Source organism: Streptomyces sp. NPDC012888 (genome assembly GCF_042900645.1).
Taxonomy (GTDB): Bacteria; Actinomycetota; Actinomycetes; order Streptomycetales; family Streptomycetaceae; genus Streptomyces.
Map to the genome: position 1 here is coordinate 145,305 of NZ_JBIBBM010000003.1, position 13,393 is coordinate 158,697.

The window sequence follows — 13,393 nt, forward strand, 5'->3', positions numbered from 1 at the left end:
GACTCCACGACGGCCGCCCGCCGTTCGCCGCCCCGCCCGGGCCCCGGCGAACGGCGGGCGGCCGTTCCGTGCCCGGCCTGGGACCCGTTCTCCCATTGGTATGGACATGGCCAACTTGCGTCCATAACCTGAGACTTGCGACTTGGTCTAGACCTGCACGCGAATCCCCGGCGTGCGCGCGCTCACGGAACTCCCCCCACGTTCAAGGAGCATCATGCGTCACACCCCTACCGCCACGGCCGCCGCCACGGCCGTGGCCACCGCCAGACGACTGGCCGTCGCAGTCCTCGGACTCGGCGTCCTCGCCGGAGCCTCCGTCCTGACCGCCCCCACGGCCACCGGACACGGCTACACCGACAGCCCGATCAGCCGCCAGAAGCTCTGCGCCAACAAGACGGTCGCCGACTGCGGCCAGATCCAGTGGGAACCGCAGAGCGTCGAGGGCCCCAAGGGCTTCCCCGCCCTCGGCCCCTCCGACGGGACCATATGCGCGGGCGGAAACCCCCAGTTCGCCCAGCTCGACGACCCGCGCCGGGGCGGCTGGCCCGCCACCCGGCTGACCAGCGGCGCGGCCCACACCTTCCGGTGGCAGTTCACCGCCAACCACGCCACCACCGACTTCAAGTACTACGTCACCAAGGACGGCTGGGACCCCACCAGGCCGCTCACCCGCTCCGCCCTGGAGTCGCAGCCCTTCCTCACGGTCGCCTACAACGGCGCCCGCCCGCCGATGACCTACACCCACCAGGGCAACCTGCCCGCGGGCAAGTCCGGAAGGCACCTCATCCTCGCCGTCTGGACCATCCACGACACCGCGAACGCCTTCTACGCCTGCTCCGACGTTCAGTTCTGACGCACTCTCAGCTATGGTCCGCGCATGCGGACCATGGGTACGGCGGGGAACCCGGGAACCACGGCCACACCCGCCACCGTCGCGGAGCTCGTCGTGCGCCAATGGGGCGACCACCGGCCCGGCCTGAAGTACGGCACCACCGTCCTCAGCCGGCACCGGGCGGCCCAGGAGGCGTCGGCGCGCGCCGCCCTCCTCGCCGACCTGCTGCCGCGGCACGCCGAACCCCACATCGGCGTGCTGCTCGACAACACCCCCGAGTTCCCGCTCTGGCTGGCCGCGGCGGCCCTCTCCGGGGCCGCCGTCGCCGGGATCAACCCCACCCGGCGCGGCCCCGAACTCGCCCGCGACGTCCTCCACACCGACTGCGCGCTGCTGGTGACCGAGCGCGCCCACCTGCCGCTGCTCACCGGCCTCGACCTGCCCGGCGTACGGATCCTGGTGACCGACGGCGAGGAGTACGCCGCCCTCCTCGCCGCCTACGCCGGCGCGGCCCCCGGCGACGCCACGTTGCGCGGACGCGCCCCCGCCCCCGCGGACCGGCTGCTGCTCTACTTCACCTCCGGCTCGACCGGCGCCCCCAAGGCCGCCGTCTGCACCCAGGGCCGCCTGGCCGCCGCCGGTGCGTCCCTCGCCCGGCAGTTCTCCCTCACCCCCGAGGACGTCCACTACATCTGCATGCCGATGTTCCACGGCAACGCGGTGATCGCCGACTGGCTGCCCGCCATGGCCGCCGGCGCCCCGGTGGCGCTCCGCCGCCGGTTCTCCGCCTCCGCCTTCCTGGACGACGTACGGGCCTACGGCGCGACCTACTTCACCTACGTCGGCCGGGCCGTCCAGTACCTCCTCGCCACCCCGCCCCGCCCGGATGACCGCGACAACCCGCTCCGGCTCGGCTTCGGCACGGAGGCCGGAGCCGTGGACGCCGCCCGGTTCGCGGACCGGTTCGGGGTCCGGCTGGTCGAGGGCTACGGCGCCACCGAGGGCGGTGCCTCCCTCCAGCGCGGACCGGACACCCCGCCGGGCGCCCTGGGCCGGGCCGCGCCCGGCGAGGACCTCGCCGTCGTCGACCCCGCCACCGGCCGGGAATGCCCGCCGGCCCGTCTCGACGCGCGGGGCCGCCTGCTGAACGGCGACGAGGCCATCGGCGAACTCGTCAACCGGGGCCGCAGCCTGTTCGAGGGCTACTGGCGCAACCCGGAGGCGGAGGCGGAACGCCGGCGGGGCGGCTGGTACTGGACCGGCGACCTGTTCTTCCGCGACGGCGACGGCCACCTCTGGTTCGCCGGCCGCACCGACGACCGCCTGAGGGTGGACAGCGAGAACCTGGCCGCGGCGATGATCGAGAACATCCTCGCCCGCTGGGCCGACGCCGTCGCCGTCGCCGTGTACGCGGTGCCCGACGAGGCCGCCGGGGACCAGGTGATGGCGGCGCTGGCCCTCCGCGACGACCGGGACTTCGACCCGGACGCGTTCGCCGCGTTCCTCGCCGCCCAGCCCGACCTGGGCACGAAGATGGCCCCCCGCTACGTCCGGGTGGTCGCGTCGATGCCGGTCACCGCGACCAACAAGGTCCACCGGGTCGCCCTCAGGCGGACCGGGTTCCGCTGCGCCCCCGACCCGGTCTGGCACCGCCCCCCGGGCACGGACCGGTACGTCCCGCTGGACGGGCCGGCCCTCGCCGCGCTGGCCGAGGCGTACCGCAGCCACGGCCGCGAGCACCTCCTCGCCCCCGCCGCCGGGCCCGGTGCGCGGTAGGGCGAGGCGCGGGGAGACCGCCCGCTACGCGCCGACCGCCTCCTCCGGTGACTCGGCCCGCGCCAGCGAGAGCACGCCCACCGCGATCAGCACCGCCCCCAGCAGCTCCGGCACCAGCCACCACCCGTGCGCCCGTACGTCCTCCTCGTACAGCAGCACGCCCAGCACCAGGCTCACCGTCGCGTCCCCCAGGGTCAGCGCGGGCTGCGAGGCGACCAGCGGGCCGCCCTGGAGGGCGTGCTCCAGCAGCATCAGCGCGGCCAGGCCCGTCACCACCAGCCCGTACGTCTCCCAGCTGGTCAGGAACGCCCGCGGCCCGTGCAGGTCCAGCTCGTGCACCGCCGACTTCATCAGCGCCGCCGACAGCGAGTAGCAGATGGCGGTGGCCAGGCCCAGGCAGCACGCCCGCGTCCGCCCGGGCGGACGGCGCAACCCCGCCGCGGTCAGCGCCACCACCGCCACGACGGACCCCAGCAGCGCCGGAACCCACCGGTCCGCCGGCACGTCGGTCCGGTTCCCGGCGGGCGACAAGGCCACCAGCGTCAGCCCCAGCCCGGCCACCACGCCCGCCACCGCCCACCACTGCGCCCCCGGCATCGCCCGCCGCGCGAACAGCGAGGCGATCAGCAGCGCCAGCGGCAGCTCCAGTACGAACAGGGGCTGGACGAGCGCCAGCGGCCCGGTCGCCAGGGCCACGGCCTGCCCCACCCCGGCCGCGATCACCGCGAGGATGCCGAGCAGCCACACCGGATGCCGGACCAGGTCCAGCAGCAGGCCGGGCCGGAAGCCCTGGCTCTGCGGCACGCTCAGCGCCGCGCGCCGCTGGAGCACCGTGGCCAGCGCGTTGGCGGCCGCCGCGAACACCGCGGCGAGGACCGGCAGGATCCAGTGGAGCGCGTCCATGAGCCGATCCTCACCGGGCCGCGGACCCCGTGCACCTCCCGCGGCACCCGGCCCGCCGGACCGGCCCCCGGTCGGAGGAATCCCCGGCCCGGGCCGTGGCCCGGCGGCCCTGTGGTGGTACGGGGTACGGCATGCGACCAGGCCCGCCCGCCCCCGTCTCCCCGCTGCTGCGTTCGGCCGCGGCCCACGCCTGGAGGCTGCTCGTCGTCGGCGCCGCCGTCTACGCGGCGTTCGCCGTGCTCGGCAGGTTCCACGAGATCGGCGTCGGCCTGTTCCTCGGCCTGGTCGCCACCGCCCTGCTGCGGCCGGTCGCCGACCTGGTCGTACGGGGTGGGCTGCCCCGCGGCCTGGCGGTGGCCGCCACCCTGCTCGGCGCGATCGCGCTGGTGCTCGGTGTGCTCGCCCTGGTCGCCGAGGCGGTCGCCGGCCAGACCACGACGCTCGCCCAGGAGTTCCGGGACGGCATCGACCGGATCGAGGCCTGGCTGGAGCGGCCGCCGTTCCACCTGGACCGGGAGGCGCTGTCCGGCGTCCAGGGCCGGATCGGCCAGTTCCTCTCCAGCCACCGGTCCACCCTGCTCAGCACGGCCGTCAGCGGTGCCGGGCACGTGGTGCACGTCCTCGCCGTGCTGGCCCTGGCGCTGTTCTCCGCGGTGTTCTTCATCCACTCCGGGCACCGCCAGTGGGCCTGGTTCTGCGGGCAGCTGCCGGAGCCGGCCCGGGCCCGCTGGGAGCCCGCGGGCCTGGCGGCCTGGCGCACCTTCACCGGGTACACGCACGGCATCGTGCTGGTCGCCGCCACGAACGCGGTCCTGGTGGGGATCGCCCTCTACCTCCTCGGCGTCCCCCTGGCCGTGCCGCTGGCGTTGCTGGAGTTCTTCGCCGCGTTCGTGCCGCTCGTCGGGTCGCCGGTGGCACTGGCCGTGGCCGCGGTGGTCGCGCTGGCGGCGAAGGGGCCGCTGGTCGCCGGCATCGTGGTGGCACTGATCGTGGTCATCGGGCAGATCGAGGGGCACCTGCTGCACCCGCTGGTGATGAGCTGGGCGGTCCGGCTGCACCCGCTGGTGGTGGCGGTGTCCGTGCTGGCGGGGGCGACCGCCGCCGGGGTGATCGGCGCGGTGGTGGCCGTACCGCTGGTCTCGGTGCTGTGGTCCGTGCGGACGGCCCTGACCAGCGGGAACGGCATGACGGGCGGGAGCACCGGGGCCAGCGGGAGCACCGGGACCGTCGGGAACACGGGGCCGGAAAACACTTCGGGCGGTTCCCGGTGAACCGGAAACCGCCCGAAGATCAGGTGCGCCGCCAGGGACTCGAACCCCGGACCCGCTGATTAAGAGTCAGCTGCTCTAACCAACTGAGCTAGCGGCGCCTGCTGACAGAGAAAATACTACCTGCTCCTCCGGGGTGCTCGTGACCACCCCCGCGGACGCCGTCCGGGGACGGTTCAGAGGGTCAGCGAGAGCAGCAGCGGCGCGGCCTTCCGGTTCAGCGCGTCGGCGGCCGCGCGCAGCCGGTGGGCGTGCTCCACCGGCATCGAGAGCGCCAGGCAGCCCACCGCGGCCCCGGCGGTGATCGGGACCGCCGCGCAGACCGTGCCCACGGCGTACTCCTGGAGGTCGAGCACGGGCACCGTGGCGGGCTGGCTGTCCAGCTTCGAGAACAGCACCCGCTCGTTCGTGATCGTCTTCGAGGTGAGCCGGGCGATCTTGTGGCGGGACAGGTGGTCGCGGCGTCCGTTCACGTCGAGCTGGGTCAGCAGGCACTTGCCCACCGCGCTGGCGTGCGCCGCCGAGCGGAAGTCGACCCACTCGTGCACCTTCGGCGTGCGCGGGCTGTCCGCGAACTGGGTGATCTTGACCTCGCCGTCCACGTACCGGCTGATGTAGACGGCGGCGCCGACCGAGTCGCGCAGCCGGTCGAGGGTCTCCTGGAGCTTGTCGTGCAGCGCCTGCTGGCGGTCGGTGCCGGAGCCGAGGAGCACCAGCGAGTCGCCTATGGTGTACGCGCCGTCGGAGACCTGCAGGACGTACCCCTCACGGCGCAGCATGAGGAGCATCGGGGTGAGGTGGACGACCGGCAGCCCCGTCTCGCGGGCGATCTGCACGTCGGTCACGCCACCGGGGTGCCGTCCGATCGTTTCCAGCACGCGAAGGGCGTACTGCACCGAGTGGAACGGCGCGGTCGGCTCGGGCTTCAGCGCCACGGTTTCCCCCTAGCAGGTTGTTACCGCTTGCCCTACCACGATAGCCACCAAGAGGCCCACGTGGAGCGCCCGTTGAGGAGATTGATGGCTCAATCATGCCCCTCGACCGGGATCTATCTCACTGGCATATGCCAAGGTCAAGTCCGGTGTCCCACTGTGCCGGGAATGCCCGGCCGGCACCCCCTGTTCGAAACTGTTCGGAACTACGGCGGCGGCGACGGGAGCGACGATGGACGACACACGGGACGCGATACGGGGAAGGGCGCACGGAACCGCGCCGGTGCCGCTGTCGGTGCTGGACCTGGTCACCGTGGGCACCGGCGGGACCGCCCGCGAGTCCCTGCGCACCAGCGCCGCCCTGGCCCGGCTCGCCGAGTCCCGCGGCTACCACCGCCACTGGGTCGCCGAGCACCACTCCATGCCCGGTGTGGCCAGCTCCTCCCCGGCCGTGATCCTCGCCCACCTGGCCGCGCACACCTCCCGGATCCGCCTCGGCTCCGGCGGGGTGATGCTGCCCAACCACGCCCCGCTGGCCGTCGCCGAGCAGTTCGGCACCCTGGAGGCCCTCGCCCCGGGCCGGATCGACCTCGGCCTCGGCCGGGCGCCCGGCACCGACGGCCGCACCGCCGCCGCCATGCGCGGCACCTCCCGCCCGGACGCCGAGGCCGCCGAGTTCCCCCGCCGGCTGGCCGAGCTCACCCGCTTCCTCGACGACGACTTCCCCGACGGCCACCCCTACGCCGGGGTGCACGCCGTACCGGGCCCGGTGCAGGGCCCCACCGGACGGCCGCCGGTGTGGCTGCTCGGCTCCTCCGGGTACAGCGCGCGGCTCGCCGGCGAGCTCGGGCTGCCCTTCGCGTACGCCCACCACTTCTCGCCCGCCGGAACCCTGCCCGCGCTCCGGCTGTACCGGGAGAGCTTCCGCCCCTCGGCGGTGCTCGACGCCCCGTACGTCCTGCTCGGCGTCGCCGCGCTGGCCGCCGGCGACCCGGCCGAGGCCCGCGCCCAGGTGCTCACCGGCGCCCTCGCGATGCTGCGGCTGCGCACCGGGCGGCCGGGGCTGGTGCCCACGCCCGAGGAGGCGGCGGCGTACCCGTACTCCCCGGCGGAGCGGGAGTTCGTGGAGGGCCGGCTCGCCGACGTGGTGCACGGGACCGCCGACGAGGTGCGGGCCGGGCTGGACGCGCTGGTGGCGCGGACCGGTGCCGACGAGCTCATGCTCACCGCCAACGCGCACGGCGGTGCGGCCCGGCTGAGGTCGTACGAGCTCGTAGCAGATGCGTACGGGATGCCGGAGGCGGACGCTCCGACTGGCTGAGGGCCTGTGAACGGAGTTTGGCTGGTTCGTTGCCAAAACCTTGCGCGGGGCTTCCTGAAGGGAGTCTTAAACCGCTCGTCACCGGGGGTGGCGGGCGGTTTTTGATGCGCCTTCAGGCCTCTGACTTGGGAAAGTGTCGGCTGAGTGGTCTAGTCCTTCTTTGGCTCAAACCATTGACGCCGCCTCGCCGTGATCGCTATCACTTGCTCCACCCGGGCTGTCACCTCCTCCCTCCCCACCTCCGGAGGCTGTTCATGCACATCCGTAAACCCCTCATCGCGGCCACCGCCACGGCCGCGCTCGCCGCCGGAGCGCTGGCCACCTTCGCCGGCCTCGGCACCGCGCAGGCCGCGGACACGACCGCCGCCGGGACCGCCGCCGCGGGCAACGTGCGCATCGCGTACTACGACCAGTGGAGCGTCTACGGCAACGCGTTCTACCCCAAGCACCTCGACACCCGGGGCATAGCGAGCAAGCTGGACGTCATCAACTACTCGTTCGGCAACATCCACCCCACCGAACTCACCTGTTTCGAGGCCAACAAGGCGGCCGGCGACGACAACAACCCCAACGCCGGCGACGGCGCGGGCGACAGCTACGCCGACTACCAGAAGTCCTTCAGCGCGGCCGACAGCGTGGACGGCGTCGCCGACAAGTGGGACCAGCCGATCGTGGGCGTCTTCAACCAGTTCAAGGAACTGAAGGCGAAGTACCCGCACCTGAAGATCAACATCTCGCTGGGCGGCTGGACCTACTCCAAGTACTTCCACGACGCGGCCAAGACCGACGCCTCCCGCAAGAAGTTCGTCGCCTCCTGCATCAAGCAGTACATCAAGGGCGACCTCCCGGTGGAGGGCGGCTTCGGCGGTCCCGGCACCGCGGCCGGCATCTTCGACGGCATCGACATCGACTGGGAGTACCCGGGCTCGTCCGGCGGCCACCTGGGCAACCACTACGGGCCCGAGGACAAGCAGAACTTCACCCTGCTGCTGGCCGAGTTCCGCAAGCAGCTCGACGCCGAGGGCGCGGCCAACGGCGGCAAGAAGTACCTGCTGACCGCCGCCCTGCCGGCCGGCCAGGACAAGATCAAGTACATCGAGACCGACAAGATCGGCCAGTACTTGGACTACGCCAACATCATGACGTACGACATGCACGGCGCCTGGGACGGCGACGGGCCCACGTACCACCAGTCCCCGCTGCTGCCCTCGGCGGCCGACCCGACCGACCCGATCGCGCCGGGCACCGAGAAGTACTCGATCGACAACGCCATCGACTCCTGGATCGACGGCAACCCGGCCTACGGCATCGCCGGCGGCTTCCCGGCGAACAAGCTGACCCTGGGCTACGAGTTCTACTACCGCGGCTGGAAGGGCGTCCCGGCGGGCACCACCAACGGCCTCGCGCAGACCGCCACCGGCGGCTCGTCCCCGCGCCAGTACAGCCAGCAGGCCGGCATCGCCCACTACAAGGAGCTCGGCGGCATCGTCGACAACCCGGCGACCACCTTCTGGGACGACCGGTCGAAGTCCTCGTACTTCTACAAGGACGGCGAGTTCTTCACCGGCCTGAACCAGAAGTCCATCCAGGCCCGGGTCGACTACGGCAAGCAGCGCGGCCTGGCCGGCGCGATGATGTACTCCCTGCTCGGCCTGGACGCCAACACCACGCTGCTGAACCAGATCAACGACGCCCTCGGCGGCACCACCGTCCCGCCGACCACGCCCCCGACGACCCCGCCGACCACCCCGCCCACGACTCCGCCCACGACCCCGCCGACCACCGGCTGCGGCTCGCTCCCGGCCTACGCCGCGGGCACCGTCTACACCGGCGGCAGCGAGGTCTCCCACAAGGGCCGCAAGTACAAGGCCCAGTGGTGGACCCAGAACGAGGAGCCGGGCACGACCGGTGAGTGGGGCGTCTGGAAGGACCTCGGCGCCTGCTGATCCCCCCACCTCGCGCCGAGCGACCCGCCGCCCCCGCCCCGACCGGGCCGGGGGCGGCGGTGTTCTCCCTCCCCCCGGGCCGGCTCACCGGGCCGCCTGAACGGCCCGCAACATCCCGCGAGCCGTGACGGCCAGCTGCCGGGCGTAGCTCCAGTTCCCGAGCGGACCCTCCCCCGGCCCGTCGTCGGCGAGCACCCGCCACGCGTCGGCGTTCGCCTCGCCGGCCCGGCGGTGCGGCCCGTGCGGGATCCGCTCGACCTGCGGCGCCAGCACCGCGCACGCGGTGATCAGCCGGGTGGTCATCTCCGCGAGCTCGAACGGCGGCGGCACGTGCTGCATGGCCAACGCGGCGTCGATGTCCCGCTCGACCGCCTCGTCGACGGCGTCGGCGATGGCCGTCAGTACGGCGGTCACGTCCACGGAGGCGACGAGTTCCTCGATGGCCGGCCTGTCGTGTCGATCGTCGTCCGCGTGCATGGCGCGCTCCCTCACGTTGTCACGGGGTGGGAATCATGGGCGGCCGCTGTCAGCGGCCGCTACTCTGAGCAGCCTGGCGACCACGGATATGAGCGTAGGCAGGGCGCCGACCGGCTCGAAGTGACCGCCAGTACGGGTTACTTGCGCGAGCACCACGGCAGAGGGAGCCTGATGGGCCACACAGCCACCTCGACCCCGACCACTGGTCAGGGAGGCCGACGAAGCGACCGCGGCGGGACGGTCTCGGGGCACGTGTTCCGGATCATCCGTGAGCAGCTCGGCCATACCCAGCAGACCCTGGCGGAGGCGTTCACGGTTTCCACGGACACCGTGGCCGGCTGGGAATCAGGCCGTCGGCCCCTGACCGCACTCCCCACGGGGCACTTGCTCGCGCACCGGCACCGGCTTATGCGCCTGGGCGCCAGCCCCGCCTTGTTGCTCGCACTCGTGCGGGCCCTGGAAGCCGACGTGCTCCTCGCCAGCGCCCTGGTAGACGAAGCGGCAACGCCCGAGCGCAGTCCGCTCGGGGCGTGGGTCATGCAGCGCGATCTCGTCGAGTTGCTCGCGTGGCCGCTGAACGGGGTGACACCAGAACCCCTGCGTGGTCTCCAGCCCCCGACGAGGCCACGTCGCGGTCCCACGGCGAGTCGTCCCGAGCTCACTCGGGAGGAGCGCCGCCGGTTCTTCGCCCACATGCGCCGGATTGCCGAGGAATCCTCTGCCGACCAGTTCCTGTCGCGCCGACAGGCCCTGTACCTCGCCGGATACGATGACGCGTCGGACACCACGGACTGGCTTGCGGAACGGCATCGAGCTGAGCGGCCATCCGACTGGCTGACGCGGTGGTTGTCGTCGCGCTCCGTCGCGGCCGTCGCCGCGCGCCAGGGTGACCGGGACCGAATGCGGTGGTTCATCTCGACCGCCCTGGACGGTGACGAGGCGGGCGAGATGGCCAACCTCAGCTACTGGGCCTATTGGACCGGGGAATCTGCGCATCCTGAGTTGTCCGACGACTTCATCGCCGGCACTGACGAGCGGACCTGGCACGGTCACCTGCTGCTGCGTCACCTGCTGGGCGGGCTCAGGCCCCGGCATGGGTTTTTCGACCTCAACGTGCACACGCTCTGGGCGCTCCTCGCCGCACGTCCCGGCTTGCTCGGCCAGAAATCCACCACCGTGGGCGCGCTGCGTGACCAGGTGGACGTGTTGTTGGATGACACCACGCTCTCGACGCGTACACGCAGAGAGCTGGAGGCCATCCGTTACGCGATCCGCCTCGCCGAGGCATAGGAAGGAGAACCAGTGGCTGACGACCTGTCCGCGGTGGCCCGATTCCTCTACGAGGCGGGCACGCTCAAGCACACCCGCCGCACGGGCTGGTGGATGGCGGGCGTCAACGACCCCGAGAGCGTGGCCGAGCACTCCTGGCGGACCTCGCTCATCGCTTCCGTCATCGCCAAGCTGGAGGGTGCGGACCCGGCGCGCGCCGCGTTCCTCGCCGTCTGGCACGACACCCAGGAGACCCGCACCGGGGACGTCAACCACCTGGGTAAGAAATACGCGGCCGCCGCCGACCCACAGGCAGTCACGGCCGACCAGACGTCCGGCATGCCCGAGGTGCTGGCGTCGGCGATCCGGGACCTGGTCGCCGAGTACGAGGCGCAGGACTCGCGGGAGGCGGTCTGTGCGCGTGACGCCGACAAGCTGGAATGCATGCTGCAGGGCATCGAGTACAGGGCCCAGGGGTACGAGGCCGCGCAGCGGTGGATCGACAACAGCCGGGCCCGCCTCACGACGGAGACGGGTCGTCGGCTGGCGGACGAACTGCTCGGCCAGGGCACGCTCGACTGGCTGAGGGCCGCCATAGGCGAGAAGGGCTGAGGCCGCCAGCGGCGGAGCCCCCCGGGCGGGCGGGAGGGCGGCCGCCCGGCCGGCGCGGGGGCCCAGGCCCGGGCCCGGGCCGAGGTCCGGCGGGGCGGGCCCGGGGCGGGGTCAGGGCGTCGGGTCGGGGCGGGTGGTGATCATCTCGGCGATGCGGTCCGGGGCGACCGCGCGGGAGTACAGCCAGCCCTGGCCGGTGTCGCAGCCGACGCGGCGGAGGCGGGCCGCCTGGCCGGCGGTCTCCACGCATTCCGCGGTGACCGTGAGGCCCAGCCGGTGCGCGAGCTGCACCAGGGCCTCGACGATGGTCTCGTCGGCCGGGTTGGGGTGGGTGCCCTCCTCGTAGCGGAAGCCGCGCACGAAGGAGCCGTCCAGCTTGAGCACCGACACCGGGAGCCGGCTCAGGTAGGCCAGGTTGGAGTAGCCGGTCCCGAAGTCGTCGATGGCGATCCGCACGCCCATGTCGCTGAGCGCCTGGAGGGCCTGGAGCGGGCGGCCCGCCGAGCCCATGACCGCGGACTCCGTCAGCTCCAGCTGGAGCAGCTGGGGGGCCAGTCCGGTCTCCGCGAGGATCTCGGCCACGTCCCCGACCAGGTCGGAGTCCCAGACCTGGCGGACCGCCACGTTCACGGAGACGAACACCGGCGAGTCACTGGGGTGTTCGATCTGCCACCGCCGGGCCTGCCGGCAGGCGGTCCGCAGGACCCACTGCCCCAACTGGACGATGGAGCCGTCCTCTTCCGCAATTCCGATGAACCGATTCGGCGCCAGCGTGCCGAACTGGGGGTGGCTCCACCGCACCAGCGCCTCGACCCCGCGCACCGTACCGCTCTCCAGATCGACCAGCGGCTGGTACTCCAGCTCGAACTCGCCCCGCTCGACCGCCGGCCGGAGGGTCGAGGACAGGGCCTGGCGGGTCATCCGGTGCGCGTTGCGCTCGGGGTCGAAGACCGTCCAGCGGGCCTTGCCGTCCGCCTTCGCCCAGTACAGCGTGGTGTCGGCGGCCTGCATCAGGCAGGTCGCCGTGGTCCCGGCGGTGGGCCGCTCCACCACGCCGATGGAGGCGGAGACCGACAGGCGCTGCCCGGCCAGGTCGAACGGCTCCTGCACGGCGGCCAGTACGGACCGGGCCAGGTCCACGAGCTCCTCCGTGCCGGTGGAGTCCTCGACCAGCAGGGCGAACTCGTCGCCGCCGAGCCGGGCCACCAGGTGCCCCCCGGTCCGCCCGTACCCGGACTGGTCGGCGCACTGGGTGAGCCGCCCCGCCACGGCGGTGAGCAGCCGGTCGCCGACCCGGTGCCCCAGCGTGTCGTTGACCGCCTTGAACCCGTCGAGGTCCAGGTAGCACAGGCCGATCCGGCCGGTGCCGCCGTGCGCGTAGGACGAGGACTCCAGCGCGGCGGAGAGCCGTTCGAAGAACAGGGCCCGGTTGGGGAGCCGGGTGACCGGGTCGTGCATCTGGAGGTGCCGCAGCCGGGCCTGGAGGTCGCGGCGGTCGCTGATGTCGGCGACCGACAGCAGGACGTCGCGGGTGCCGGGCACCGGGCCGAGGGTGACCTCGGTCCACAGGGTGTGGCCGTCGGGGTGTTTGAGCCGGCGGGTGCAGCGCAGCCGGGCCTGCCGGCCGCGCAGCACCTCCCGGTACGCCTGCCAGGTCCGCGCCTCGGCGGCCAGGTCCACCAGGTCGGCCGCCGCCCGCTCGACGAGGGAGTCCGGCTCGGCGCCGAGCAGCCCGGCCAGGGCGTCGTTGGCGGCCACGACCAGGCCGTCGCGGTCGACGACCGCCATCGCGAGGTGAGCCGCGTTGAATGCGGCCCGGTAATCGCGCAGTTCACGCTCCGTAGTCGTCGGTCGGATGCTGTCGGCCGCCGAACCGGTTCCTTCCGAGGTTCCGCCCACCGTTCGCTCCCGCAGTGCTCGTGAGGTCCGCGCAGGAAAGTGTGCCGATCATAGAGGCTGGCGGGAGGGCCTATCCAGCGGCGTCGCCATCCCGGGCGGGGCGCTTCAGCGTGCTGACGGCCGGCGCGCTCCCTGGCGGTCGATCGTTTCTGCGCAGC

General features: G+C 72.8%; 11 protein-coding genes and 1 tRNA gene. 7 read left to right on the forward strand and 5 right to left on the reverse strand.

The window, feature by feature from the left end:
- Window positions 1-214: 214 nt before the first annotated feature.
- Together ACFY61_RS05570 and ACFY61_RS05575 are read left to right on the forward strand one after the other, a co-directional pair.
- Entirely contained in the window at window positions 215-853 is a 639-nt protein-coding gene (locus ACFY61_RS05570) for a lytic polysaccharide monooxygenase (protein WP_389467328.1), read from the forward strand.
- Between the two features lie 24 nt (window positions 854-877).
- Window positions 878-2,608: an AMP-binding protein gene (locus tag ACFY61_RS05575; protein ID WP_389467331.1), complete on the forward strand. Its 1,731-nt coding sequence runs from the start codon at window positions 878-880 to the stop codon at window positions 2,606-2,608.
- Window positions 2,609-2,632: 24 nt separating this feature from the next.
- Here ACFY61_RS05575 and ACFY61_RS05580 read toward each other — a convergent pair whose 3' ends face one another.
- Complete coding sequence (locus ACFY61_RS05580) at window positions 2,633-3,511, reverse strand: DMT family transporter (RefSeq protein ID WP_389467333.1); 879 nt, start codon at window positions 3,509-3,511, stop codon at window positions 2,633-2,635.
- A 131-nt stretch (window positions 3,512-3,642) separates the two neighbouring features.
- On the opposite strand from ACFY61_RS05580, the gene ACFY61_RS05585 reads away from it, so the two are divergent.
- A complete protein-coding gene (locus ACFY61_RS05585; RefSeq protein ID WP_389467336.1) occupies window positions 3,643-4,782 on the forward strand; it encodes an AI-2E family transporter in 1,140 nt (379 codons plus the stop codon).
- Window positions 4,783-4,806: 24 nt separating this feature from the next.
- Here the strand turns inward: ACFY61_RS05585 and ACFY61_RS05590 are convergent.
- Both ACFY61_RS05590 and ACFY61_RS05595 read right to left on the reverse strand, forming a co-directional pair.
- Window positions 4,807-4,880 (reverse strand) — tRNA-Lys (locus ACFY61_RS05590).
- A gap of 75 nt (window positions 4,881-4,955) precedes the next feature.
- Window positions 4,956-5,714, reverse strand: coding sequence for an IclR family transcriptional regulator (locus ACFY61_RS05595; RefSeq protein WP_389467339.1), 759 nt, complete (start codon window positions 5,712-5,714; stop codon window positions 4,956-4,958).
- A gap of 229 nt (window positions 5,715-5,943) precedes the next feature.
- Between ACFY61_RS05595 and ACFY61_RS05600 the strand changes: the two genes are divergently transcribed.
- A complete protein-coding gene (locus ACFY61_RS05600) occupies window positions 5,944-7,032 on the forward strand; it encodes an LLM class flavin-dependent oxidoreductase (protein ID WP_389467340.1) in 1,089 nt (362 codons plus the stop codon).
- Between the two features lie 254 nt (window positions 7,033-7,286).
- Window positions 7,287-8,978 carry a glycosyl hydrolase family 18 protein gene (locus ACFY61_RS05605; protein ID WP_389467342.1) on the forward strand — a complete coding sequence of 564 codons (1,692 nt, stop codon included), beginning with the start codon at window positions 7,287-7,289 and terminating at the stop codon, window positions 8,976-8,978.
- A gap of 84 nt (window positions 8,979-9,062) precedes the next feature.
- On the opposite strand, the gene ACFY61_RS05610 is transcribed toward ACFY61_RS05605, so the two are convergent.
- Complete coding sequence (locus ACFY61_RS05610; protein WP_389467344.1) at window positions 9,063-9,455, reverse strand: DUF6415 family natural product biosynthesis protein; 393 nt, start codon at window positions 9,453-9,455, stop codon at window positions 9,063-9,065.
- A 171-nt stretch (window positions 9,456-9,626) separates the two neighbouring features.
- Here ACFY61_RS05610 and ACFY61_RS05615 point away from each other — a divergent pair, with 171 nt between their 5' ends.
- Both ACFY61_RS05615 and ACFY61_RS05620 read left to right on the forward strand, forming a co-directional pair.
- A complete protein-coding gene (locus ACFY61_RS05615; RefSeq protein ID WP_389467346.1) occupies window positions 9,627-10,745 on the forward strand; it encodes a helix-turn-helix domain-containing protein in 1,119 nt (372 codons plus the stop codon).
- A 12-nt stretch (window positions 10,746-10,757) separates the two neighbouring features.
- The gene (locus tag ACFY61_RS05620; protein WP_389467348.1) at window positions 10,758-11,336 is read left to right on the forward strand and encodes an HD family hydrolase; all 579 of its coding nucleotides are present in this window, start codon (window positions 10,758-10,760) and stop codon (window positions 11,334-11,336) included.
- A gap of 111 nt (window positions 11,337-11,447) precedes the next feature.
- Here ACFY61_RS05620 and ACFY61_RS05625 read toward each other — a convergent pair whose 3' ends face one another.
- Window positions 11,448-13,235 carry a putative bifunctional diguanylate cyclase/phosphodiesterase gene (locus tag ACFY61_RS05625; RefSeq protein WP_389467350.1) on the reverse strand — a complete coding sequence of 596 codons (1,788 nt, stop codon included), beginning with the start codon at window positions 13,233-13,235 and terminating at the stop codon, window positions 11,448-11,450.
- Window positions 13,236-13,393 lie beyond the last annotated feature (158 nt).

Coding starts and splice junctions, on each gene's coding strand:
- ACFY61_RS05570 (WP_389467328.1), top strand. CDS start 215: ATGCGTCACACCCCTACCGCCACGGCCGCCGCCACGGCCGTGGCCACC.
- ACFY61_RS05575 (WP_389467331.1), top strand. CDS start 878: ATGCGGACCATGGGTACGGCGGGGAACCCGGGAACCACGGCCACACCC.
- ACFY61_RS05580 (WP_389467333.1), bottom strand. CDS start 3,511: ATGGACGCGCTCCACTGGATCCTGCCGGTCCTCGCCGCGGTGTTCGCG.
- ACFY61_RS05585 (WP_389467336.1), top strand. CDS start 3,643: ATGCGACCAGGCCCGCCCGCCCCCGTCTCCCCGCTGCTGCGTTCGGCC.
- ACFY61_RS05600 (WP_389467340.1), top strand. CDS start 5,944: ATGGACGACACACGGGACGCGATACGGGGAAGGGCGCACGGAACCGCG.
- ACFY61_RS05605 (WP_389467342.1), top strand. CDS start 7,287: ATGCACATCCGTAAACCCCTCATCGCGGCCACCGCCACGGCCGCGCTC.
- ACFY61_RS05610 (WP_389467344.1), bottom strand. CDS start 9,455: ATGCACGCGGACGACGATCGACACGACAGGCCGGCCATCGAGGAACTC.
- ACFY61_RS05615 (WP_389467346.1), top strand. CDS start 9,627: ATGGGCCACACAGCCACCTCGACCCCGACCACTGGTCAGGGAGGCCGA.